This window comes from Streptomyces sp. NPDC005202, assembly GCF_040608235.1.
Taxonomy (GTDB): domain Bacteria; phylum Actinomycetota; class Actinomycetes; order Streptomycetales; family Streptomycetaceae; genus Streptomyces.
In genome coordinates this window covers 66757-89125 of sequence record NZ_JBEXHW010000025.1, presented here as the reverse complement: position 1 = coordinate 89125, position 22369 = coordinate 66757, and the positions used below count along the sequence as shown (strand labels likewise).

The following is a 22369-nucleotide window of genomic DNA, read 5'->3' as shown; positions in this document are numbered from 1 at the left end:
TCGCACATATTTTCGTACCCAATCAGCTACGAACGAGCAAAGGAAGCCGACCTCATGCTGCGCATCGCCGTCCCCAACAAGGGTTCACTCTCCGGCCCTGCGGCGGACATGCTGCATGAGGCCGGCTACCAGCAGCGACGCGAGTCCAAGGAGCTCAGGATCGTCGACCCGGAGAACGAGGTCGAGTTCTTCTACCTCCGCCCCCGCGACATCGCGATCTACGTCTCCTCCGGCCGCCTCGACATCGGCATCACCGGCCGCGACCTGCTGATCGACTCCGGCGCCAACGCCGAGGAGATTTTGCCGCTCGGCTTCGCGCGCTCCACCTTCCGCTACGCCACCAAGCCGGGCACGGCGAACGGCGTCGAGGACCTGAACGGCATGACGGTCGCCACCTCCTACGAGGGCATCGTCGCCAAGCACCTCGCCGACAACGGCATCGACGCCCCCGTCGTCCACCTCGACGGCGCCGTCGAGACCGCCATCGAGCTCGGTGTCGCCGAGGTCATCGCCGACGTCGTCGAGACCGGCACCTCGCTGCGCAACGCGGGCCTGGAGGTCATCGGCGAGCCGATCATGAAGTCCGAGGCGATCGTCATCCGCCGGACGGGTGCCGACGCCGGGGAGACCGCCGAGTCGAAGGTTCAGCAGTTCCTGCGCCGCCTCCAGGGCGTGCTGGTGGCCCGGACGTACGTGATGATGGACTATGACTGCCGCGTCGAGCAGCTGGAGAAGGCCGTGGCACTGACCCCGGGCCTGGAGTCGCCGACCGTCTCCCCGCTGCACAACGAGGGCTGGGTCGCCGTGCGCGCCATGGTCCCGGCCAAGGAGGCCCAGCGGATCATGGACGACCTGTACGCGATCGGCGCCCGGGCCATCCTGACCACGGCCATTCACGCCTGCCGCCTCTGAGGGCACGGAGAGGCACAGAAAAATGTCCGATCTGCCTGTACTTCCCGTCACGTTCCGGCCGAGTCGCACCCGCGCGGTCCTGCTCACCGCCGGAGTCGCGATCTTCGCGGTGATCACGATCGTCGCGATGCTGCTGGAGCAGCTCAGCCCCGGCGAGCGCGTCAGTTTCATCCTGACGGGTGCGATTCTCTTCGGGATGCTGGGGATGCTCTCCCGGCCGAAGGTGGTCGCAGACGAGTCCGGGGTCACCGTCGTCAACATCGCCGGCAGGCGTCACCTGGACTGGGCGGAGATCCTCCAGGTGATCCTGCGGCCCGGCGACCCCTGGGTGTTCCTCAACCTCAGCGACGGCACCAGCCTGCCCGCGCTGGGCATCCAGCCGGGCATCGCCAAGCAGCGTGCCATCGCCGATGCGCGCACCCTTCGCGCACTCGTCGAGGCCCATTCCCTCCGGGACCCCGAGCGGTCCCCGGGGGAACATCAGGGCTGACTCGGGGACGTCCACCCTGCCGCACGGGCGGGTGTCTTGATTAATCTGGTGATGGAGGCGTTTTTCGCTGCGCCTCCGCCCCTGAGCTCCGCCCGGCGCCCGGGGCTTCCTGCTACCCGAGGAGTGACTCCCTCCGGCGATGGACGGATCGTCCTGCAGTACCTGCGCCGCCCCCTGCCGACATAGCGCGGACCGCGTCCGCGTGCACGCGGAGGCGGCGGCATCATGACCATCCCCTTGCTGCTCCTGGGAGCGGCGTTCCTGCTGATTCTCGCCAACGGCTTCTTCGTCGCCGCCGAGTTCGGCCTGGTGACGGTAGAGCGCGCGGAGGCCGAGAAGGCCGCCGCCGAGGGCGACAAACGCGCCCGTACGGTCGTCGAGTCGGTCAAGCAGCTGTCCTTCCAGCTCTCCGGAACCCAGCTCGGCATCACCATCACCTCCCTCGTCGTCGGCATGCTCGCCGAACCGGCGCTGGCCGAGCTGCTGCGCGGCCCGGGCACCGCGATCGGCGTCCCCGAGGGTGCCGTCTCCGGGGTCGCCGTGGTCGTCGGCATGCTGATCGCCTCGGCCGCGCAGATGGTGATCGGCGAGCTCGTGCCCAAGAACTGGGCGGTGTCCAGGCCGATGCAGGTCGCGCGCTTCGTCGCCGGCCCGCAGCACGTCTTCTCGCGCCTGTTCCGCCCGGTGATCGCCGCGCTCAACGCCGTCGCCAACCGGCTCGTCCGCGCTCTCGGCGTCGAGCCCACCGAGGAGCTGGCCTCCGCCCGCACCCCCGGCGAACTCGTCTCCCTCGCCCGCCACTCGGCGCAGGCCGGCGCCCTGGAGCAGGACACGGCCGACCTCTTCGTCCGGACCCTGTCCCTGGGCGAGCTGACCGCGCAGCACGTCATGACCCCGCGCGTGAAGGTCAGTGCCCTGCAGTCGTCGGCGACCGCCGAGGACGTGGTCAACCTGACCCGCGCCACCGGCCTGTCCCGCTTCCCCGTCTACCGGGAGAGGATCGACGAGGTCGTCGGCATGGTCCACCTCAAGGACGCCCTCGCGGTCCCGGCGCATGAGCGGCTGCGCACCCCCGTCGGCTGCATCGCCCGCCCGGCGCTGCTCGTTCCCGAGACGCTGCCCGTGCAGCCGCTGCTCGCGCAGCTGCGCAGCGAACAGCCCATCGCGGTCGTCGTCGACGAGTACGGCGGCACGGCGGGCGTGGTGACGCTGGAGGACATCGTCGAGGAACTCGTCGGCGAGGTCCGCGACGAGCACGATGCCAAGGACGTGCCCGAGCTCGCCCCTGCCCCTCCGGAGGACGGCAAGCCGGCGTGGGACGTCGACGGCAGCTGCCGCGTCGACCTCCTCAAGCGCATCGGCCTCGACGTGCCCGAGGGCCCGTACGAGACCGTCGCGGGCCTGGTCGCCGACCTGCTCGGCCGCATCCCGGCCCCCGGCGACAAGGCCGAGCTGCCCGGCTGGCGGCTGTCCGTGCGCCAGGTCGGGCACTACCGCGCGGAGCGGGTCCGCCTGGTGAAGACGGCACCTGCGACGGACGCCGTCGCCGCTGTCGTGGAGGCGGCCCGATGAGCGTGCTCCAACTGGTCTTCGCCGCGCTGCTGGTGCTCGCCAACGGCTTCTTCGTCGGCGCCGAGTTCGCGCTCGTGTCCGTCCGCCGCAGCCAGATCGAACCGCTCAGCACCGCCCGGGCCCGCCAGGTCCTCTACGGCCTGGAGCGGCTGCCGCAGATGATGGCCGCCGCCCAGTTCGGCATCACCGTCTGCTCGCTGACCCTGGGGGCCGTCGCCGAACCTACGGTGGCGCACCTGCTGGAGCCGGTGTTCGAGTGGATCCACCTGCCTGACGGGATGGTCCACCCGCTCGGCTACGTCATCGCGCTCGCGGCCGTGGTCTTCTTCCACCTCGTCATCGGCGAGATGGTGCCGAAGAACCTCGCGATGGCCGCGCCGGAGAAGGCCGCGCTGTGGCTCAGCCCGGGTCTGGTCGCCTTCGCCCGCCTCTGCAAGCCCATCACCGTGGCGCTCGGCGCCTGCGCGAAGGGCATCCTGCGGCTCTTCCGCGTCGAGCCCAGGGACGAGGTCGAGGCCGCCTTCACCAGCGAGCAGCTCAACCGGCTGGTGGAGGACTCCGGCCAGGCCGGCCTGCTCGATCCCGAGGAACAGGAGCGCCTGGAGGACGCGCTGGAGCTGGGCTCCCGCCCGGTGACCGACGTGCTGTTGAAGCGCGAGGCGCTGGTGACGGTCAGCCCTTCGGTCACCCCGGGCGGGATCGTCGCCCTCACCGCCCGCACCGGGTACTCCCGCTTCCCGGTCGCCGTGGAGAACGGCGCCTTCATGGGCTACCTGCACGTCAAGGACGTCCTCGACCTGGAGGACTCCGAGCGGGCCGTGCCGCAGCAGATATGGCGGCCGATGACGACGCTCCGGGCGGAACTCCCGCTGGACGACGCACTGACGGTCATGCGGCGGGCCGCGACGCATCTGGCGCAGGTGGCCGACGCGAGTGGCAAGGTGCTCGGGGTGGTGGCGCTGGAGGACGTGCTGGAGATGCTGGTGGGTGAGGTACGCGATCCTGCCCACCGGGTGCCGACGGAGGTCAGGCTGACGGAGCCGCGGGGGAGCGGGGAGCCGCAGCAAGTGCTGGCCACGTAGCTGCGGGCAGTCGTGCCTCCCCCGGTGCCTTGATGGCCTGGGGCACCCCCGGGGCGGCACGGCTGGACGCGGGGTGCACCCCTGCTCGAAGAGCTTGGGGGGGCACCCCGCAAGCGCGGGCGAGCGATCCACCCCCGGCGCCGGCCCAGCACCGGCTCCCTACATGGCGGACGGATCCTGCGGCCCGCGCCCCGACAGCACCTCTCCATACGCCTGCATCAGATCCGGCAACCGCAGCGTCGCCAGATCCTCCCGCGACAGCGTCCCCGGATACGTCGACAACCGCAGATCCCGGTACGCGCAGCTCTTCTCGTACAGCGTCCGCAGGAACCGCCCGTTGCCGAGCTCGTCGATCCACCCCTGGTCCACGACGTGCCCGGCGATCGAGCGCAGCTCGTCCAGGGCCTCGTCGTCCCACACGTCGCCGTTCTCCGCGGCGAGCACCTTGCCGATCTCGGTGAGTTCGAGCGGCCGGTAGGAGGGGAAGTCGACGCGGGTCGTGAAGCGGGATGACAGCCCCGGGTTGGCGGCGAGCAGGCGGTCCATGCCCTCGGGGTAGCCGGCCAGGATCACCACGAGGTGGTCGCGGTTGTCCTCGGCCCGCTTCAGCAGGACCTGCAACGCCTCGTCGCCGTACGCGTCGCCCTTGCCGTATCCGGAGTTGGACAGGGAGTACGCCTCGTCGACGAAGAGGACGCCGCCGATCGCGGAGTCGATGAGTTCGTTGGCCTTGACGGCGGTCTGGCCGAGGTACTCGCCGACCAGGTCGGCCCGCTGGGCCTCCACCAGGTGGTCGCCGCCGAGCAGGCCGAGGGCGTAGAAGACGCGGCCGAGGATGCGGGCGACCGTGGTCTTGCCGGTGCCCGAGGGGCCGGAGAAGACGAAGTGGCGTTTCGGCGGCTGCACGGGCAGCCCCTTCCCGGCACGCAGCCGAGCCATGTTCAACTGCGCCGACAGCGCCTTGACCTGGCGTTTCACCGGTTCAAGGCCCACCATGCGCTCGAGCTCGGCGAGCGCCTCCTCGAGCAACGCGGGGTCGGTGGGACCGGTGGGCAGCGGCCCGGCGGGTACGGCGGTCCGCTCGCGCACCGCCGGATCGGTCACCGGCGGCAGGGGAGCGGACGCCGGCAGGTCGGCTTCGGAGAGCTTCAGGTCCCGGCCCTCGGTGCCGAAGAGCGGGTCCAGGACGTCCGGACCGTCCACGGTGTCCTGCCCGACGCCGGTGAGCGTGATCGCGGCGAGGTCGGCCACGTCGTCGTACCCGTCGCCCTCGGCGATCGCCGCGAGCCGCGCCGAGGTGTCCATGAAGGCCGGGTCGACCCGGTGCACGGCCCGGTACAGGGGGAGCGCGGCGGCGCTGCGGCCGGTGCCCTCGTGGGCCCGCGCCAGCCAGTACCGCAGTTCCTTGCGCTGGGGCTGCTCGCTGCGGCACCGCATCAGCGCGGCCGACAGCAGCGGCTCGGCCTGCCCGTACATCTCCAGACGGATCCGGGCCATGCCGCCGAAGAGGCCCGCCTCGATCCCGAGCATGGGATCGTCGAGCAGCGGGTCGGTGTGCCGCACGAGCTGCTCCCAGTCCTTGACGAGGTAGGCGCGGCAGGCGTGCAGGAAGCGGACCTGGGGGTCGGTGTCCACGGGCGGCAGCCCGGCCAGCGCCCGGTCCAGCTCCGGGACGTGGCGGCCGTCGAGCCAGTGCGAGGCGTGCGCCAGGAGCAGGTCGCGGGGGCTCTCCAGGACGGGCTGCACCCACCAGCCCAGCCAGTACCAGGAGTTGAGGGTGCGGCGGTGCCGGGTGCGCTGTTCGCCGAAGCGGTCCCGGTGCCGGAACATCCTGAGCAGCGCGGTCGTCGTGTCGACGCGCAGCGCGTGCAGCCCGAGCCAGGCGTCGGCCATCCCGGGATCCATCCGCACCGCGGCCCGGAACTCCTCCTCCGCCTGCGGATAGGCGCCCATGGTGTAGGCGTCCACGCCTCGCAGCCAGGCCAGGTCGGCCGGGGCCGCGGGGCCCTGCGTGCCGAAGTCCATCACGTCCCCCACAAACCGTGCCCCCGTAGGTTCACCGCCGGGCCGTCGTCCGGCGGCTGCCTTGGTCGAACCGCTGTGCCGCGGACCGGAGTTGCAGGTGCGCGAAGCAGCCGTTCGAAGGTCGCACCGAGGGCATCGTACCTGTGGGGCCGTCGCTCGCCGAAGGGTGCCGCACAGGCCGTTTGGCGCGGTGGGAGCGGACCGGGCACATTGCGCTTGGTGACCGAGGGTGAGCGAATCGCGCCACGTCGCGTCCGGAAAAGGAAGCCAGGGCAGAACGAAGCCCCCGATCACGGGGGAACAACCGGGGGCTTCGCGTATGGCGGCGGTCTCGTTCGACCGCACATTCAGAACGTAAGTCCTGTACGGCCCCCGGGTCAAGCCGAGTTGGGGCACTTGAGGAAGTTCCCTCCGCACAGGTCTTCACAAGTTCAGCACATTGCGGACGGTCCGTCACCGTGCGTGACACTCTGGTCCGGTCCAACGGTCCCAGTGGGACCCTGCAGCAGCTCGTATCCCTCCGACAACTGCCGTACCAGAAGATCGGCGAACGGCCGGGAGGGGTCCTCGGCGAAGTGCCGGCGTTCCGCCTCGACCCACCCGGCCCAGAACTCCCGCTGTTCCTCCCCGTCCCGCGAGCGCCCCCGTGCCCAGGACTCCTCGTTCGGCAGCTCCATCCACAGCAGGCGGGCCAGATACGGGCGCAGCGCCCGGCGGCCGGCGCCCACGCCCTCGATGAGGATCACGGGCGCCGGCGCCAGCGCGCGGGCGGGTCCGAAGCGCCGGGCGTGCCAGTCGTAGGGGGAGTAGTGCGCCGTGGCGCCGCGGGCGAGCGGCTCGATCACCTCGGCCAGCAGCCGCCGGTCCCACGCGAACAGCTCCTCGTGGCTGGCGATGTCGTCCAGGTGGAGCACGGGCGCGTCGTCCAGTACCGCGGCCAACTGCCCGGCGAACGTGGACTTTCCGGAGCCCGCGTGCCCGTCGACGCCGATCAGGCGGACGGGGCCGCAGGACGGGGGGAGGCGGCGGAGGTGGGAGGCGAGGGCGTGAATGGCGGTTCCCGACGTGTGGTGAGGTGACGGCATATTTCGCGGGAACATTCTAGTGGCGGCCCTTCCGGACGGTGCCGGGAGACCGGGAATTAGTGTCGCATTGAACTATCGCTGAGCATCCGTCAAGCTCGCTATTGTCATCCCGAATCCGCGGGTGGATATGTCGAAATCGGCGTTCCGGTTGTGCCCGGTGGTGAGTAAAGTGCCTGGTGCGCAACTGCGAGGCGTCGTACGGGGACGGACGGGGAACATGGCCGCTGGGTTATTCGAAGGGCAGTATGTGTGGCACCCGGCGGCCGACGACCGTGTGCTCGCAAGCGTCTGCGTCGACGTCCGGGCCGGCCGCTGTGTGAGCGCCCGGGACGCGCTCGTCGAGACGCGCGGCGACTTCGGCCTGCGGGCCCACCGCTCCCTGGTGCTGGCCTCGGAGGCCGCCGACTCCGACCTCACGGAGCGCTGGCTGGCCGAGGAGCCGACGCCGGAGGCCGCGATGATGTGGGCGCGCGTCGCGGTGCTCAGGGCGCTGCACGCGGCCGATGCCCGCGACGAGCGGGCGGGGACCCTGGAGCGGATAGCCCTCTCCGCCTGCGACCGGGCCTCGGCCCTGGACCCCGCCGACCCCACGCCCTGGGTCGCCAAGCTGGCCATGGCCCGGCTGCACCGGTTCCGCGACTCCGCGCCGCAGGGGCTGCTCACCTCCCCGCCGGGGCCGTGGCGGCTGTTCGCGCACGTGCTCTCCCTCGACCCCTGGCACCGCGAGGCCCACCACCGCTTCCTGGCGTTCTTCTTCACCCGGTACGGCGGCTCGGTCAACGCCGCCTGGGACGTCGCCGCCTTCCTGAGTCAGCGGGCGCCCGCCGACTCCCCGCTGCGGCTGCTGCCGCTGGTCGCCCTGGTGGAGAGCTACAACCCCACCCAGTTGCTCGCCGACCGCGTCTGGGAGCAGCCCCAGTGGCGCTCCACCGCGCTGGCGATCTACCAGAACTGGCTGCCCACGGTGGCCGGTTACCGCTTCACCCCGGTGCTCGACCTGGCCTATCTCGCCCACGCGCTGGTCATGGCACGGCGCGAGTTCGAGGCCCGCGCGGTCCTCACCGCCATGGGGCCCTATGCCTCACGGATGCCCTGGTGCGTCTTCGGCGACCCCGCCGAGCAGCTGTCCCGGGCCCGGCGTGCCTGCGGCCTGCCCGTACCCGGCACCCCCTGACCCTCGCCCGACCCCCCACCGAAAGAAAGGTCGATCTGTGTCAGAACGGATATCGGTCCCGCGTCCCGGCGCCCAGGGCAACGCGGACCCGATCAGCCTCGACGACGACGCGACCCTGCATGCGATGGGTTATCCGAGGAAACTCACCCGGCGCTTCCAGGCGTTCGACAATTTCGCGATCTCGTTCACCATCATCAACATCATCTCCGGTATTTTCTCGTCCTTCGGTTTTGGCATGAACGCGGGCGGGCCCCGCATTCTCGTCTTCGGCTGGATCGGCGTCTCCGTCATGGTGCTGTTCGTCGGCGCCGCAATGGCGGAAGTCGCCTCCGCCTATCCGACGAGCGGGGCTCTGTATTTCTCGGCCGGAAAACTCGCCAAACGGCACAAGGGTGCCTGGTCGTGGTTCACGGGCTGGCTGAACTTCGTCGGCCAGGTCGGCGGCACCGCCGCCACCGGCTACGCCGCCGCCACCTTCATCCAGGCCTTCCTCGCCCTCCAGTGGCCTTCCTACCGGCCGACCGCCCACCAGACGGTGCTGATCACGGCGCTGATCATCGTCCTGCAGGGGCTCGCCAACACCTACACCGTCCAGTTGGTCGCCGTCGTCAACCGGATCTCCGTGTGGTGGCTGCTGATCGGCCTCGTCGTAATCGTGACCGCCCTCGTCGCCGTGCCCGATCATCACCGCCCGGCGTCCTTCGTCACGCATTTCGCGAACAACACCGGTTTCACGAGCGGACTTTACGGCGGGATGCTCGGGCTGCTGGTCACCAGCTGGACCTTCACCGGCTTCGACGGCAGCTTCCACATGTCCGAGGAAACGGTCCGGGCGACCGTCAACGCACCCAGGGGCATCACCCGCGCGATCGGCTATTCGGCGCTCACCGGACTGGTCCTCATGCTCGCCCTCGTCTACAGCATTCGCGACTACGGCCATGTGGCGAGCTCCGCCGCGCCGCCCGTCCAGATCCTCATCGACGCACTCGGCCTCGGCGCCGCGAAGGTGCTGCTGCTGATCGTGATCGGGGCCATGCTCTTCTGCGGCCTGGCCAACCTGACCAGCAACACCCGGCAGATCTTCGCCTTCTCCCGAGACGGCGCGATGCCCGGCTCGCGCTGGTGGCACTCGGTCTCGCCACGCACCCGCACCCCCGTCAAGGCGGTCTGGCTGGCGGTGGCCTGCTCGCTGGCGCTGGTATTGCCCGGCTGGTGGTCGCACACGGCGTTCACCGCCATCGTCAGCGTCAACGTCGTCGGTCTCTTCCTCGCCTACGCCATGCCGATCCTGCTCCGGCTGCGGCTCGGCGACGAGTTCCAGCCGGGGCCCTGGCACCTGGGCCGCTGGAGCCGGCCGGTCGGCATCGTGGCCGTGACGTGGATCGTGCTCAGCAGCGTGCTGTTCATGCTGCCGCAGGCCTCGCCGATCAGCGTCGACTCCTTCAACTACGCCCCGATCGCCCTGGCCGTCGTGCTCGTGGTGGCCACGGTGTGGTGGTTCGCCTCCGCCCGCCGCCGCTTCCAGGGACCGGTCAGCTACGGCCGTCCGGACGAGGTCGCGGCGATGGACCTCGTCTGATCCCGCCGGCCCCGGTCCACCCGGCCCCGGTCCACCCGGCCCGGTGCATCCGGCCCGGTGCATCCGGCCCGGTGCATCCGGCCCGGTGCATCCGGCCCGGTGCATCCGGCCCGGTGCATCCGGCTCTGGTGCATCCGGCTCTGGTGCATCCGGCTCTGGTGCATCCGGCTCTGGTGCATCCGGCCCTGGTGCATCCGGCCCCGGTCCACCCGGCCCGGTGCATCCGGCCCCGGTGCACCCCACACCGGGTGGGCCGGGGTCGTCCCGCCCCAGGTCATGCCAGTGGTTCAGACCAATATTGGTGGGCGTGGCGTGGGCTGAAGTGCTGGCAGGAGGCGCTCGCCACGGCCATAGTGGGCGCACAGCCGTGCACGGACCCGCCCCGACTCGGACACTGGGGGTCTTCCACCCATGAGCAGAGCCGAACAGCCGTCCCGCAGAACCGTCCTGGCCGCCGCGGTCGCCGCCGCGGTGACGGGCGGCGCGGCCCCGGCGGCCGCCGCCGCCGCAGCCGGCCCGGCCACCGCAGCCGGCCCGGCCACCGACGCCGGTGAGGCCGGCGACGCCTCCGGCGCCGACGCGGCCCCGGTGCGCCCGGTCGACAACCGCGCCTGGACGACGTACAACGACTGGCGCAGCGGCACAGCCCACGGCACCTGCGCGGTCGCGGGCGCCCGCCCCGGCCTCGAGATCGCCGCCCCCGCGGGCACCACCGACTACACCGACCCGCACACCGGCACGACCGCCACCTGGGAGTACGCCACCTGGACCTCCCCGGTCCACCGGCTCTCCGTGCCCGCCACCGAGGCGATCGCCTCCTGGAACGCGCGCACCCCGGCCGGCACCTGGCTCCAGGTCGAGCTGAAGGGCACGTACTCCGACGGCACGGACACCCCCTGGTACGTGATGGGCCGCTGGGCGGCCGGTGACCAGGACATCAGGCGGACCTCGGTCGACGGCCAGAGCGACGGCAAGAGCACCATCTGGACGGACACCCTCTCCCTCGACGATCCGGCCTCCGGGCTGCGCCTCACCTCGTACCGGCTGCGGCTCACCCTCTACCGCAGGACCGGCACGAAGCTCACCCCCACCGTGTGGCGGATCGGCGCGATGGGGTCCGACGTCCCCGACCGCTTCACCGTCCCGGCCTCCACGCCCGGCCTGGCCAAGGAGCTGATCGTCCCGCGCTACTCGCAGGAGATTCACGCCGGCCAGTACCCCCAGTACGACAACGGCGGCGAGGCCTGGTGCAGCCCCACCTCCTCACAGATGATCATCGAGTACTGGGGCGGCCGCCTCACGCCCGAGCAGCTGGCCTGGGTCGACCCGAGCTACGCCGACCCGCAGATCTGCCACGCGGCCCGGTGCACCTACGACTACCAGTACACCGGCTGCGGCAACTGGCCGTTCAACGCCGCCTACGCGGCCACGTACAAGGACCTCCAGGGCGTCGTCACCCGGCTCGGCTCGCTCACCGACCTGGAGACGCTGATCGCGGCCGGGATCCCGGCCATAACGTCCCAGTCCTTCCTCAAGACCGAGCTGACCGGAGCCGGTTACGGCACCTCCGGCCACCTGATGACGGTCATCGGCTTCACCGCCAACGGCGACGTGATCGCCAACGATCCGGCGTCGCCGAGCGACGAGGCGGTGCGGCGCGTCTACCTGCGCCGGGAGTTCGAGAACATCTGGCTCAGGACCAAGCGGTACAACGCCTCCGGCAAGGTCGTCTCCGGCACCGGCGGCGTCTGCTACCTGTACTTCCCGGCGCATCCCACGGCCCACCAGCGCAAGGCGCTCACGGCGGTGGGCGTGCGCTGAGATGGCAGGACGGCTGCGGGGCCCCGGGAGACCGGGGCCCCCTTCCCTGTGACCAACGTCTCTGCTACAAAAGCCGCTCCGAGTGGCAAGGTGGACAAAGGCGGGGGAAGTCCACCGAACACGTCCTACCACTGCGAGAAACCATGACCGCACACTCAGCCATCGCCGCCCGCGCCCGCACCGGCGGCCCCAAGGATGACGGCCCGAACACCCTCGAGCACGTCCTGGGCTGGACCCTCGTCGTGGTGATCGCGATGCTCGTCACCCAGCTCGGCCTGCTGTGATCTGACGCATACCCGACCTGCCATACTGCGGATGTCCGCCAGTTGGAGACCAGGGTCGAAATTGAATATGAGTCAACAGCGCGACGCGGCCCGCCCCCGGGTGCGCGGCACCGAGCGCTCTGTGGCACGTCGCGCCGAACTCATCGCCATCGGGCGGAGGTTGTTCGCCGACACCTCCTACGACGCCCTCTCGATGGACGACATCGCCCGGCAGGCCCATGTCGCCAAGGGGCTGATCTACTACTACTTCCAGTCCAAGCGCGGCTACTACCTGGCGATCATCGAGGACTCGGTCGCCGACCTGGTCACCTTCGCGGCGAGCGGCCTCGAACTGCCGGCCGTGGACCGGGTGCACCGCACCATCGACAGCTATCTCCGCTACGCCGAGCACAACCAGGCCGCCTACCGCACCATCGTCAGCGGCGGCGTCGGCTTCGACACCGAGGTGCACGCCATCCGCGACGGCGTGCGCGAGGCGATCGTCGCAACCATCGCGGAGGGCGCCTACGGACACGCCGCGATCGCGCCGCTGGCCCGCATGGGCCTGCTGTCCTGGGTGTGCAGCGTCGAGGGTGCCACCCTGGACTGGATCGACCGTCCGGAACTGTCCCGCGACACCATGCGCGAACTGCTCGTGAAGACGCTGGGCGGCGCGCTGCGGGCCATCGAGGAGATGGACCCGTCCTGTCGGGCCCCCGCACCGGCGCGCCGGTACGACTGACGCCAAGGGGCGGAGGGTGACGGCCCTCCGCCGTGAGCCTCCTTCACCGACGGCTGGTTGATCGCCTTGATCAGCTCACCGTTCGCGGTGTCCCCGCTCAGCTCCCAGAAGAACGTCCCGCCCAGACCCTGCTGGTTCTTGTACGCCATCTTGGTCGCGATGGTTGACGGGGTGTCGTAACTCCACCAGTTGTTGCCGCACTTGGCGTACGCGGTGCCGCCCACCGTGCCGGTCGCCGGGCACTTCGTCTTCAGCACCTTGTAGTCGTCGATGCCCTGCTCGTACGTCCCCGCCGCCGGGCCGGTCGCCGTGCCGCCGGGTGCCGCCCGTGGCGGTGCCCGCGCCGGCCAGCAGTCCGGCGCCGAGGACGGCGCAACACGCGGCGGACACGAGCGCCCGGGCGGGGGCAACCCCTGCTCGAACGGACTTGAGAGCTTGGGGGAGGGCGCGGGGACGGTGGGGAGTGTGCATCGGGTGTCTCCTCGTGGGGGAGAGGGGAACGCGCGCCGATTGGCATGAACGCGGTGAAGCGCTGGGCGCACACAGTAGGAGGACTAGACCACTTCGTCAATTGGTTCGGACCAATGAGAGGGGGTGGGGTGATTTCCTGAAGTAAGCGGTCGTTAACTGGTGACGGGATGCCTCCGATCGGGCATACTCACAGCGCACAGCCGCTGGTCAGCAGCTTCCGTGACCCGGGAGTGCGAGCATCGGCTGGGCCCGAGGAAGACCCCGGCGGAGCCGCCCCCACCCAAGGCGCACGTCCGCCGATGTGCCCGACAGGGAGGAGAGCGTCGCCATGCCCGACCGCGCCCAGCAGCCGGTGGACCGGCAATTGCCCACGGACGAGGCCCGGGACCTGATCTCGCTCGTCCGGGAGATCGCGCAGCGTGAGATCGCCCCGAAGGCGGCCGAGGAGGAGGACGCCGGACGCTTCCCGCGCGAGGTCTTCACCCTGCTGTCGGAGTCGGGACTGCTCGGCCTGCCGTACGACTTGGAGTACGGCGGCGGCGACCAGCCGTACGAGGTCTACCTGCAGGTCCTCGAGGAGCTCGCCGCGGCCCGGCTCACCGTCGGCCTGGGCGTCAGCGTGCACACCCTGGCCTCCTACGCGCTCGCTGCCCACGGCGCCAAGCAGCAGCAGGTCGAGTACCTGCCCGCGATGCTCGGCGGCGGCCTGCTCGGCGCGTACGCCCTGTCCGAACCCTCGTCCGGCTCGGACGCCGCCTCGCTGCGGACCAAGGCGGTCCGGGACGGCGACGACTGGGTGATCACCGGGACCAAGGCCTGGATCACGCACGGCGGGATCGCCGACTTCTACACGGTCATGGCGCGCACCGGCGAGGAGGGCCCCCGTGGCATCACCGCCTTCCTGGTGCCGGGCGACGCCGAGGGGCTGAGCGCGGCGGCGCCGGAGAAGAAGATGGGCCTGAAGGGCTCGCCGACCGCGCAGGTCCACCTCGACGGCGTCCGGGTCTCCGACGAGCGGCGCATCGGGGAGGAGGGGCAGGGCTTCGCCATCGCCCTGTCCGCGCTCGACTCCGGGCGGCTCGGCATCGCGGCCTGCGCGATCGGCCTGGCCCAGGCGGCGCTCGACCAGGCGGTCGCGTACGCCACCGAACGGCGGCAGTTCGGGAAGCCGATCGCCGACTTCCAGGGGCTGCGCTTCATGCTCGCCGACATGGCCACCCAGATCGAGGCCGGCCGCGCGTTGTACCTGGCGGCGGCGCGGCTGCGCGACGCGGGCCGGCCGTTCGCGCAGCAGGCGGCCATGGCCAAGCTGTTCTGCACGGACACGGCGATGAAGGTGACCACGGACGCCGTCCAGGTGCTCGGCGGATACGGCTACACCGCCGACTTCCCGGTCGAGCGCTACATGCGCGAGGCCAAGGTGCTGCAGATCGTCGAGGGCACCAACCAGATCCAGCGGATGGTCATCGCCCGTCACCTCGCGGGTCCCGAGACCCGCTGAGCTGCCCCAGGCCGACGGGAGGCGCCGCCAGCCGGATCCACTCCGGGTCGTGGCGCCCCGGCAGGGTGCGGCCCCGGTCGGCCCAGGTGCGCATCAGAGCGCGGTAGATCGGCGGGTCCTGGGGCTGCGGCGGCGCCAGCGGAACCGATCCTGCGGGCGGCGGCACGAAGATGCGGCGCCGACGCCCGGCTGCCGGATGCGTGGGGGTCATACCTGGGCAACGCGGCGTGGGGCGGACAGGTCACCGTTCCGCGGAATCGCGCGTGAGTTCACGGGCGTCCGGGTCCGCGTCCGGTCTCCGGCAGTTGCCTGACGTACCGTCAGCTGCACTGCCTCCAGGGGGGTGCCCGCGTGGCGGCGCGCCATGCCGAACTCACCGGCCACACCCTGCGGGACATGGAATCCCACACCCTCCACGCCGCCCTGCGGCACGCGATCGTGGTGCTGCGCCTCGTCCACCGGCAGGTGCACTTCGGTGAGGCGGCTCTCGCGGCGGACCCGGACACACTGATCCTGCACCACGGCAGCCTGCGCGCCATGGTGCAGGGCAGTTACCGGGACTGAGCGAGGCCGCTCAGGCGGCCTGGCGGCGCATCGCCGGCACGCGCATCGGGCGCGAGCCCGGGCCGCCGACGTGCGAGAAGGGCTGCATCCGCCAGTCGAGTCCCTGAGGGAGCGTCAACAGGAGGGCGGTGTCCTGCTCCTGGGGCTCGATGGACTCGTCCGCGGGCCGGGCACCGGAGGCCCTGCCGCCCGTACCGGGACAGACCGTGAGCCCGAACGGGTTCCACGGCGAGGCGCACAGCGCGTGCTCCGGCAGGACCTCCTCGTCCGCCAGCAGGGCGATGGGCTGCGCGCACTCCGGGCAGATCACCCGGTACATCTCGAAGGTGTCGTAGGTGTCGAGTTCCTCGCCGTCGACGTCGTCGAGGGCGTCGGGTTCGACGCCCTCCGGCTCGGGCTCGACGACCGGCTGCTGCCGCTTGGACGCGGATCGACCAGGGCGCTTAAGACTCTGCATGGGATTCTCCCCCTCGGGCTGGGCCGTGAAGGCGCTGCGGCCTCGACCACAGCAAGCACTTCCCGTCCCGTCTCGGCGGTAATCACGAGAACGTCACGGAGCCCTTTCATTGGCTGTGGCGTTCGTCACATGCCGCCCGCAGGTGCCCGCTGCGGTGGTCTTGTCCCCCAGGTGGCTCACAGGCCGCTCTCGGGCACATCACGAACCGGGGTATGACCTGCGCTGCTGAGGTATCCGAAAAGATCAAGCGCCCTGTAGGTTCTTGCGCCATGGAGGAGCTGGACCGACAGATCGTGCAGCTGCTCGTCAAGGACGGGCGGATGAGCTACACCGACCTGGGCAAGGCCACGGGCCTGTCCACGTCGGCCGTGCACCAGCGGGTGCGGCGGCTGGAGCAGCGTGGCGTCATCCGCGGCTACGCCGCGGTCGTCGACCCGGAGGCCGTGGGGCTGCCCATGACCGCCTTCATCTCGGTGAAGCCGTTCGACCCCAGCGCCCCCGACGACATCGCGGACCGCCTCGCCGGCGTTCCCGAGATCGAGGCCTGCCACAGCGTCGCCGGCGACGAGAACTACATCCTCAAGGTGCGCGTCGCCACCCCGCACGAACTGGAGGAGCTGCTGGCGAGGGTGCGGACGCTGGCGGGGGTGTCGACGCGGACGACGGTGGTGCTGTCGACGCCGTACGAGGCGCGGCCGCCGCGCATCTGATCGACCTGCCTGCCGGACGGTTCGCCCGAGGGGCGAAACTGTTCCTCATGAGTGAGCGCACCGCCCCGACGAAGACCGTCCTGCTCCGCCGTGGAGAGGTCCACAGCCCCGCCGACCCGTTCGCGACGGCGATGGTCGTCGAGGCGGGACAAGTCGCCTGGGTCGGCTCCGAAGGCGCGGCCGACGCCTTCGCGGACGGCGTCGACGAGGTGATCGACCTCGACGGCGCCCTGGTCACCCCGGCGTTCACCGACGCCCACGTGCACACCACCGCCACCGGCCTGGCGCTCACCGGCCTCGACCTGGCCGACGCACCCTCCCTCGAGGCGGCCCTGGCCCGCGTACGGGACTTCGCCGCCGCCCGCCCGGACGACCGCGTTCTGCTCGGCCACGGCTGGGACGCGGCCCGCTGGCCCGGCGGCCGCCCGCCGACGCGCGCGGAACTGGACGAGGCCACCGGCGGACGTCCCCTCTACCTCAGCCGGATCGACGTCCACTCGGCGGTCGTCACGACGGCACTGCTCGACCTCGTCCCCGGTCTGGGCCCGGTGGACGGCCCGCTGACCGCCGACGCCCACCACGCGGTGCGCGCCGCCGCGTTCGCCGCCGTCACCCCCGCCCAGCGCACCGAGGCCCAGCGCACCGCCCTCGCCCACGCGGCCTCCCTCGGCATCGGGTCCGTGCACGAGTGCGCCGGCCCGAAGATCTCCTCGGAGGACGACTTCGCGGCTCTGCTGCGGCTCGCCGCCGAGGAGCCGGGCCCGCGGGTCGTCGGTTACTGGGCGGAAGAGAACGTCGAGAAGGCGCGGGAACTGGGCGCGATCGGCGCGGCCGGCGACCTCTTCGTCGACGGCGCCATCGGCTCGCACACCGCCTGCCTGCACGGCCCGTACGCCGACGCCGACCACACCGGCACCGCCTACCTGGACGCGGCCGCCGTCGCCGCGCACGTCACCGCCTGCACCGAGGTCGGCCTCCAGGCGGGCTTCCACGCGATCGGCGACGCCGCCGTCACCGCCGTCGTCGAGGGCGTGCGCGCGGCCGCCGACAAGGTGGGCCTCGCCCGCGTCCGCGCCGCCCACCACCGCGTCGAGCACGCCGAGATGCTCACGCCGGAGACCATCGCGGCCTTTGCCGAGCTGGGCCTGACCGCCTCAGTGCAGCCAGCGTTCGACGCGCTGTGGGGCGGCGAGGACGGCATGTACGCGCAGCGCCTGGGCGCCGAGCGGGCGCGGACGCTGAACCCCTTCGCGGCCCTGCTGCGCACCGGTGTCCCGCTGGCCTTCGGCTCCGACAGCCCCGTCACGCCCCTCGACCCGTGGGGCACGGTCCGGGCGGCGGCCTTCCACCGCACCCCCGAGCACCGCATCTCCGTGCGCGCCGCGTTCACCTCGCACACGCGCGGCGGCTGGCGGGCGATCGGACGGGACGACGCGGGCGTCCTGGTGCCGGGCGCACCCGCCGACTACGCCGTGTGGCGCACCGACGAGCTGGTCGTCCAGGCCCCCGACGACCGCGTCGCGCGCTGGTCGACCGACCCGCGCTCGGGCACCCCCGGACTGCCCGACCTGACCCCCGGCCGTGACCTGCCCGTCTGCCTGCGCACCGTGGTGGGCGGACGGACGGTGTTCGTACGGCCGGGCGAGTGATCTCCCGGGGTGGCGCGGCGGCGATCACCGCCCGCCGCCCCGTCGCGCGACCTGCGCATCCTCTGCACCGCCTCGGCGACGGTCGGTGTTCGCACAGCTCAAAGGGCTGTTGACAGGCGGCGGCACGGGGCCGGTAGGTTCGGCCGAGTCCACCACCGGACGCCCGACCGGGGAACTTCCGCGCACTCGTCGCAGCGCCGCTGGGTCAGGGACGGTGTGCCGCACCGGGTCACCGTCACTGGGAGCCAGGCTCAGCGCCCGCGCCGACGAGGGAAGGTCCGGACTGTCGGCAAGGTGTGACCCGGGTGGGGCCCGACGCTCAGTAGACAACGGCTTTCGGTCGATCCGCAGCCAGCGGGTCTCAGGTCGGCCCGAAGGGCGCCGGGCCCCCATCCGCAGAACAGACAGATCCAGAAAAGAGCACTCTTACCACGCTCTTGCTGAATCGACACCACCATACAAACGTGCTGTCACGTCTTTGCAGGCCGTGGCCACTATGGTGGTCCCTGCGTACGGACATGAAGGGGCAGCAGTGAACGACGGCGACGGCACTCTCGCGGCACAGGCCCAGGAGAGGCGGTTCGGCCCGCTCGGCACGGCCTTGGTGATCATTCCGACCTACAACGAGGCGGAGAACATCAAGACGATCGTCGGCCGGGTGCGGAAGGCGGTTCCCGAGGCGCACGTGCTCGTGGCCGACGACAACAGCCCCGACGGCACGGGTAAGCTCGCCGACGAGCTGGCCGCCGCCGACGACCAGGTCCACGTGCTGCACCGCAAGGGCAAGGAGGGCCTGGGCGCCGCCTACCTCGCGGGCTTCCGCTGGGGTCTGGAGCGTGACTACGGCGTGCTGGTCGAGATGGACGCCGACGGCTCCCACCGGCCCGAGGAACTGCCCCGCCTGCTGACCGCGCTCAAGGGCGCCGACCTGGTGCTCGGCTCCCGCTGGGTGCCGGGCGGGCGCGTGGTGAACTGGCCCAAGTCCCGCGAGTTCCTCTCGCGCGGCGGCAGCACCTACTCGCGGGTCATGCTCGACGTGCCGATCCGGGACGTGACCGGCGGCTACCGCGCGTTCCGCCGCGAGACGCTAGAGGGCCTCGGCCTCGACAAGGTGGCCTCGCAGGGGTACTGCTTCCAGGTCGATCTGGCTCGGCGGGCCGTGAAGGCGGGCTTCCACGTGGTCGAGGTGCCGATCACGTTCGTGGAGCGGGAGCTCGGCGACTCCAAGATGAGCCGTGACATCGTCGTCGAGGCGCTGTGGCGGGTCACGTCGTGGGGCGTGGCGGAGCGGGTGGCCAAGCTCACCGGCCGGGGCGGGCAGCCGCGGCGGTAGCGGTACGGGCGGGCCTGCGGCCGTCCCGAAGGGCAGCGCCGTGACCCACCCCGAACGGCCCACGGCCGTCGAAGTCCACCACCCGCAGCCCCGATCACCGTGCACCCGCCCACCGGGCCCCTGGTGCCAGTGCAGCCGGGCCCGCCGCACCGGCCGGGCCGACCGACCTCTTATCCCGCCCTGAGCCGGGGCCGGGCACACTGGGAGCATGACGACTGGCGCTCCGACCTCTTTCTCCCCCACCCGCCCCCGGCGTTCCCGGCTCCGCAGGTTCCTGCCGCTGGGGATCGCCGTGTGGCTCGTGCTGGAGATCTGGCTGCTGACGGCGGTCGCGGGCGCGGCGGGCGGTTTCACGGTCTTCCTGTTGCTGCTCGCCGGTTTCGTGCTCGGCGCGGTGGTGATCAAGCGGGCGGGCCGGCGCGCCTTCCAGAACCTCAACGAGGCGCTGCAGCGAGGCGGCATTCCGTCGCGCGGCGGCGGCAACGGCCTGATGATGCTGGGCGGCCTGCTCCTGATGATCCCCGGCCTGATCTCGGACGCGGTGGGCCTGCTCCTGCTGATCCCCCCGGTCCAGAAGGCCGTCAGCCGTTACACGGAACGGACGGTCGACCGCAAACTTCGCGAGTCCGTCCCCGGCAGCCTGGGCGACGCCTTCCAGCAGGCCCGTATTCACCGCCCCGACGGCAAGGTCGTCCAGGGCGAGGTGATCAGGGAGCAGCAGCCGGGGGATGCGCCGCGGGAGCAGCGGCCGCCGTTGAACCGCTGAGCAGGCGGTCGGCTCAGCCGGGTTGAGGGCAGGGCCGACCTGCGCACGCGCAAACCGCGGGCGCCGTACGTCAACCCTCACGTACGGCGCCCGCGGTTATTGGTGTGAGCTGTGATCTGGCCCAAGCCCCGCCGGAACTACGCCGACTTGCGGCTGTCCCGGGGGTGCACGGCAATGTTCATCGCACCGGAGCGCAGAACGGCGAGGCGCTCCTCGAGGACCTCTTCCAGCTCCTCACGTGTGCGCCGCTCCATCAGCATGTCCCAGTGCGTACGCGCCGGCTTGGCCTTCTTCTCCTCAGGGCCGTCGCCGTCCACCAGGAGTGCCTGGGCCCCGCAGACCTTGCACTCCCACTCCGGCGGGATCTCCGCCTCGACCGAGAAGGGCATCTCGAAGCGGTGCCCCTTCTCGCATGCGTACTCCACGGCCTGGCGCGGAGCCAGGTCGATACCGCGGTCCGTCTCGTAGCTGGTCACCACGAGGCGCGTGCCGCGAAGAGCTCGCTCACTCATGAATCGTGCCTCCCGGGCTTGTCGCCCACAGGACAGGTGTCGCTGTCGTCGTCATCCGGTCAACGTCCGGTCGGCGGTAAAGATTCCCGTTCCGAGGTCCCGTTCCGGGTCATGCGTCGCCGTCGTAGCCGCAGCCTTGTCAACCAGTGCAGTACCCACCGGCGCCCGGTTTGTCACATCTGCTAGGAGATGTCACCCAGCGTTTCGGCTTCTTTGACGCGCAGTAACGGTACGCTTGGCAGGCCAAACGCGTACACTACAGCCCTTTCGCCCCGAGTGCTAAATCCGATCAGGAATCGGATTGCCCGCGTCGGCGATCGCCCGCCGCACCGGAACCCGGGCGAGCAGCACGAACCCGATCGCGAAGAAGGCCACCAGCGAGATGATCGCGTCCCGGTAGCTTCCGGTCACCTGGTAGGTGATCCCGAACAATAGGGGACCCAGCCAGCTCATGCCGCGGTCGCTCATCTCGTACGCGGAGAAGTACTCGGCCTCCTTGCCGGGCGGGACGAGATGGGAGAACAGTGACCGGGACAGTGCCTGGCTCCCGCCGAGGACCAGCCCGATCCCGGCCGCCAGCACGAAGAACCACACGGGCGCCCCGGCCGGCAGGAAGTACCCGGCCCCCAGGGTGACCGTCCATGCGACCAGTGAACCGAGGATCGTGCGCTTCGCGCCGTACGTCCGGGCCAGCCGCCCCATACCCAGCGCCCCCGCCACCGCCAGCACCTGGACCATCAGCACGGCCGTGATGAGTGTCGACTGGCCCAGACCCAACTCCTCGGAGCCGTACACCGAGGCCTGGGAGATCACCGTCTGGATGCCGTCGTTGTAGACGAGGTAGGCGAGCAGGAAGGCCAGCGTGAGCGGTTTGCCCCGCATATCCCTGATCGTGGCCGCCAGTTGGCGCCAGCCGTGCACCGGCGGAGCCGTGGCGGCCGTACGGCGGTCGCGCAGCCGCTTCAGCGGGACGAGCGTGAAGGCACCCCACCACAAGCCCGCCGAGGCGAGACAGATGCGGACGGCCATGGACTCGGAGACGCCGAAGGAGCCGTGGGCGGTGAAGAGCACCAGGTTGGCGATCAGCACCAGGGAGCCGGCCGCGTAGCCGAAGGCCCAGCCGCGCGAGGAGACCGCGTCGCGCTCCTCGGGCGGGGCGATCTGCGGCAGGTAGGAGTTGTACAGGACCATCGAGACGGCCACGGACGCGTTGGCGAGGACAAGCAGGACACCGCCCAGCAGGTAGCGGTCGCCGTCCAGGAAGAACAGGCCCGTGGTGGCGGTCGCGCCCACATAGGCGGCGGCGGCCAGCAGCGGCTTCTTGCGCCCCGTGCGGTCGGCCGCAGCGCCCGCCGGCGGCATCACGAGGATCGCGACGATCACGGACACGGACACGGTGTACGCGAAGAACGACCCGGCCCGCACCGGGATCCCCAGCGGATGCACGAACCCGTCCGCGTCCGCCGCCGACTCGGCGACCGACGTGAGGTAGGGGCCGAGAAACACGGTGAGCACGCTCGTCGAATAGACGGAGCACGCCCAGTCGTAGAAGTACCAGCCGCGCTGCTCGCGCCGCCGCTCGGCGGCCGCCCGGTCGGCCGCCTGTGCCCGCACGGTGTCGGTGCCCACCCGTGCCCTCGCTTCCCCGCCGAAGATGCCGT

19 protein-coding genes and 2 pseudogenes are annotated in these 22369 nt (G+C 71.2%); 15 read left to right on the top strand and 6 right to left on the bottom strand.

Annotated features, from left to right (window positions below; translation table 11 throughout):
• Nucleotides 1-54: 54 nt before the first annotated feature.
• The 4 genes from hisG to ABZV31_RS28180 all read left to right on the top strand — a co-directional run bounded on the left by hisG (nucleotide 55) and on the right by ABZV31_RS28180 (nucleotide 4056).
• A complete protein-coding gene (gene hisG, locus ABZV31_RS28195; protein ID WP_355899306.1) occupies nucleotides 55-912 on the top strand; it encodes an ATP phosphoribosyltransferase in 858 nt (285 codons plus the stop codon).
• A 22-nt stretch (nucleotides 913-934) separates the two neighbouring features.
• Nucleotides 935-1402, top strand: coding sequence for a PH domain-containing protein (locus ABZV31_RS28190; RefSeq protein ID WP_355899305.1), 468 nt, complete (start codon nucleotides 935-937; stop codon nucleotides 1400-1402).
• A 225-nt stretch (nucleotides 1403-1627) separates the two neighbouring features.
• Nucleotides 1628-2974, top strand: coding sequence for a hemolysin family protein (locus ABZV31_RS28185; RefSeq protein WP_355899302.1), 1347 nt, complete (start codon nucleotides 1628-1630; stop codon nucleotides 2972-2974).
• Nucleotides 2971-4056, top strand: a complete 1086-nt coding sequence (locus ABZV31_RS28180) for a hemolysin family protein (protein WP_355899299.1) — start codon at nucleotides 2971-2973, stop codon at nucleotides 4054-4056. The genes ABZV31_RS28185 and ABZV31_RS28180 overlap by 4 nt, the downstream gene beginning before the upstream one ends.
• A gap of 159 nt (nucleotides 4057-4215) precedes the next feature.
• On the opposite strand, the gene ABZV31_RS28175 is transcribed toward ABZV31_RS28180, so the two are convergent.
• Together ABZV31_RS28175 and ABZV31_RS28170 are read right to left on the bottom strand one after the other, a co-directional pair.
• Complete coding sequence (locus ABZV31_RS28175) at nucleotides 4216-6081, bottom strand: AAA family ATPase (RefSeq protein ID WP_355899296.1); 1866 nt, start codon at nucleotides 6079-6081, stop codon at nucleotides 4216-4218.
• 431 nt (nucleotides 6082-6512) lie between these two features.
• Nucleotides 6513-7166 carry a hypothetical protein gene (locus ABZV31_RS28170; RefSeq protein ID WP_355899293.1) on the bottom strand — a complete coding sequence of 218 codons (654 nt, stop codon included), beginning with the start codon at nucleotides 7164-7166 and terminating at the stop codon, nucleotides 6513-6515.
• 217 nt (nucleotides 7167-7383) lie between these two features.
• On the opposite strand from ABZV31_RS28170, the gene ABZV31_RS28165 reads away from it, so the two are divergent.
• The 5 genes from ABZV31_RS28165 to ABZV31_RS28145 all read left to right on the top strand — a co-directional run bounded on the left by ABZV31_RS28165 (nucleotide 7384) and on the right by ABZV31_RS28145 (nucleotide 12745).
• The gene (locus ABZV31_RS28165; protein ID WP_355899290.1) at nucleotides 7384-8340 is read left to right on the top strand and encodes a hypothetical protein; all 957 of its coding nucleotides are present in this window, start codon (nucleotides 7384-7386) and stop codon (nucleotides 8338-8340) included.
• A 37-nt stretch (nucleotides 8341-8377) separates the two neighbouring features.
• Nucleotides 8378-9919: an amino acid permease gene (locus ABZV31_RS28160; RefSeq protein WP_355899287.1), complete on the top strand. Its 1542-nt coding sequence runs from the start codon at nucleotides 8378-8380 to the stop codon at nucleotides 9917-9919.
• A gap of 411 nt (nucleotides 9920-10330) precedes the next feature.
• Nucleotides 10331-11740, top strand: coding sequence for a peptidase C39 family protein (locus ABZV31_RS28155; protein WP_355899284.1), 1410 nt, complete (start codon nucleotides 10331-10333; stop codon nucleotides 11738-11740).
• A 143-nt stretch (nucleotides 11741-11883) separates the two neighbouring features.
• Nucleotides 11884-12024 (top strand): SCO1431 family membrane protein, encoded by a 141-nt coding sequence (locus ABZV31_RS28150; RefSeq protein ID WP_355899281.1) that lies wholly within the window; start codon nucleotides 11884-11886, stop codon nucleotides 12022-12024.
• Between the two features lie 61 nt (nucleotides 12025-12085).
• Nucleotides 12086-12745, top strand: coding sequence for a TetR/AcrR family transcriptional regulator (locus ABZV31_RS28145; RefSeq protein WP_355899278.1), 660 nt, complete (start codon nucleotides 12086-12088; stop codon nucleotides 12743-12745).
• 56 nt (nucleotides 12746-12801) lie between these two features.
• Here the strand turns inward: ABZV31_RS28145 and ABZV31_RS28140 are convergent.
• Nucleotides 12802-13074 (bottom strand): annotated as a pseudogene (locus tag ABZV31_RS28140) (glycoside hydrolase family 18 protein); the annotation flags it as partial.
• A gap of 470 nt (nucleotides 13075-13544) precedes the next feature.
• Here ABZV31_RS28140 and ABZV31_RS28135 point away from each other — a divergent pair.
• Both ABZV31_RS28135 and ABZV31_RS28130 read left to right on the top strand, forming a co-directional pair.
• Nucleotides 13545-14717, top strand: coding sequence for an acyl-CoA dehydrogenase family protein (locus ABZV31_RS28135; RefSeq protein WP_355899275.1), 1173 nt, complete (start codon nucleotides 13545-13547; stop codon nucleotides 14715-14717).
• Nucleotides 14718-15065: 348 nt separating this feature from the next.
• Nucleotides 15066-15281, top strand: a pseudogene (locus ABZV31_RS28130) (phosphotransferase family protein); the annotation flags it as partial.
• Nucleotides 15282-15291: 10 nt separating this feature from the next.
• On the opposite strand, the gene ABZV31_RS28125 reads toward ABZV31_RS28130, so the two are convergent.
• Nucleotides 15292-15738 carry a hypothetical protein gene (locus tag ABZV31_RS28125; protein ID WP_355899273.1) on the bottom strand — a complete coding sequence of 149 codons (447 nt, stop codon included), beginning with the start codon at nucleotides 15736-15738 and terminating at the stop codon, nucleotides 15292-15294.
• A 269-nt stretch (nucleotides 15739-16007) separates the two neighbouring features.
• On the opposite strand from ABZV31_RS28125, the gene ABZV31_RS28120 reads away from it, so the two are divergent.
• The 4 genes from ABZV31_RS28120 to fxsA all read left to right on the top strand — a co-directional run bounded on the left by ABZV31_RS28120 (nucleotide 16008) and on the right by fxsA (nucleotide 20196).
• The gene (locus ABZV31_RS28120; protein ID WP_093768230.1) at nucleotides 16008-16448 is read left to right on the top strand and encodes an Lrp/AsnC family transcriptional regulator; all 441 of its coding nucleotides are present in this window, start codon (nucleotides 16008-16010) and stop codon (nucleotides 16446-16448) included.
• Between the two features lie 47 nt (nucleotides 16449-16495).
• The gene (locus tag ABZV31_RS28115; RefSeq protein WP_355899270.1) at nucleotides 16496-18097 is read left to right on the top strand and encodes an amidohydrolase; all 1602 of its coding nucleotides are present in this window, start codon (nucleotides 16496-16498) and stop codon (nucleotides 18095-18097) included.
• Between the two features lie 532 nt (nucleotides 18098-18629).
• A complete protein-coding gene (locus ABZV31_RS28110; protein ID WP_355899268.1) occupies nucleotides 18630-19430 on the top strand; it encodes a polyprenol monophosphomannose synthase in 801 nt (266 codons plus the stop codon).
• A gap of 208 nt (nucleotides 19431-19638) precedes the next feature.
• On the top strand, nucleotides 19639-20196 hold the full coding sequence (fxsA, locus tag ABZV31_RS28105; protein WP_355899265.1) for an FxsA family membrane protein: 558 nt from the start codon (nucleotides 19639-19641) through the stop codon (nucleotides 20194-20196).
• A gap of 137 nt (nucleotides 20197-20333) precedes the next feature.
• Here fxsA and ABZV31_RS28100 read toward each other — a convergent pair whose 3' ends face one another.
• A complete protein-coding gene (locus tag ABZV31_RS28100; RefSeq protein WP_003977404.1) occupies nucleotides 20334-20708 on the bottom strand; it encodes an RNA polymerase-binding protein RbpA in 375 nt (124 codons plus the stop codon).
• Nucleotides 20709-20987: 279 nt separating this feature from the next.
• Entirely contained in the window at nucleotides 20988-22337 is a 1350-nt protein-coding gene (locus ABZV31_RS28095) for an MFS transporter (protein WP_355899262.1), read from the bottom strand.
• Between the last annotated feature and the right edge of the window lie 32 nt (nucleotides 22338-22369).

What these genes read in the sequence shown, in the direction of transcription:
- ABZV31_RS28165 (WP_355899290.1), top strand. Translation starts at nt 7,384, where the DNA reads ATGGCCGCTGGGTTATTCGAAGGGCAGTATGTGTGGCACCCGGCGGCC.
- hisG (WP_355899306.1), top strand. Translation starts at nt 55, where the DNA reads ATGCTGCGCATCGCCGTCCCCAACAAGGGTTCACTCTCCGGCCCTGCG.
- ABZV31_RS28125 (WP_355899273.1), bottom strand. Translation starts at nt 15,738, where the DNA reads ATGCAGAGTCTTAAGCGCCCTGGTCGATCCGCGTCCAAGCGGCAGCAG.
- ABZV31_RS28185 (WP_355899302.1), top strand. Translation starts at nt 1,628, where the DNA reads ATGACCATCCCCTTGCTGCTCCTGGGAGCGGCGTTCCTGCTGATTCTC.
- ABZV31_RS28180 (WP_355899299.1), top strand. Translation starts at nt 2,971, where the DNA reads ATGAGCGTGCTCCAACTGGTCTTCGCCGCGCTGCTGGTGCTCGCCAAC.
- ABZV31_RS28135 (WP_355899275.1), top strand. Translation starts at nt 13,545, where the DNA reads ATGCCCGACCGCGCCCAGCAGCCGGTGGACCGGCAATTGCCCACGGAC.
- ABZV31_RS28150 (WP_355899281.1), top strand. Translation starts at nt 11,884, where the DNA reads ATGACCGCACACTCAGCCATCGCCGCCCGCGCCCGCACCGGCGGCCCC.
- ABZV31_RS28100 (WP_003977404.1), bottom strand. Translation starts at nt 20,708, where the DNA reads ATGAGTGAGCGAGCTCTTCGCGGCACGCGCCTCGTGGTGACCAGCTAC.
- fxsA (WP_355899265.1), top strand. Translation starts at nt 19,639, where the DNA reads ATGACGACTGGCGCTCCGACCTCTTTCTCCCCCACCCGCCCCCGGCGT.
- ABZV31_RS28155 (WP_355899284.1), top strand. Translation starts at nt 10,331, where the DNA reads ATGAGCAGAGCCGAACAGCCGTCCCGCAGAACCGTCCTGGCCGCCGCG.
- ABZV31_RS28190 (WP_355899305.1), top strand. Translation starts at nt 935, where the DNA reads ATGTCCGATCTGCCTGTACTTCCCGTCACGTTCCGGCCGAGTCGCACC.
- ABZV31_RS28175 (WP_355899296.1), bottom strand. Translation starts at nt 6,081, where the DNA reads ATGGACTTCGGCACGCAGGGCCCCGCGGCCCCGGCCGACCTGGCCTGG.
- ABZV31_RS28115 (WP_355899270.1), top strand. Translation starts at nt 16,496, where the DNA reads ATGAGTGAGCGCACCGCCCCGACGAAGACCGTCCTGCTCCGCCGTGGA.
- ABZV31_RS28170 (WP_355899293.1), bottom strand. Translation starts at nt 7,166, where the DNA reads ATGCCGTCACCTCACCACACGTCGGGAACCGCCATTCACGCCCTCGCC.
- ABZV31_RS28120 (WP_093768230.1), top strand. Translation starts at nt 16,008, where the DNA reads ATGGAGGAGCTGGACCGACAGATCGTGCAGCTGCTCGTCAAGGACGGG.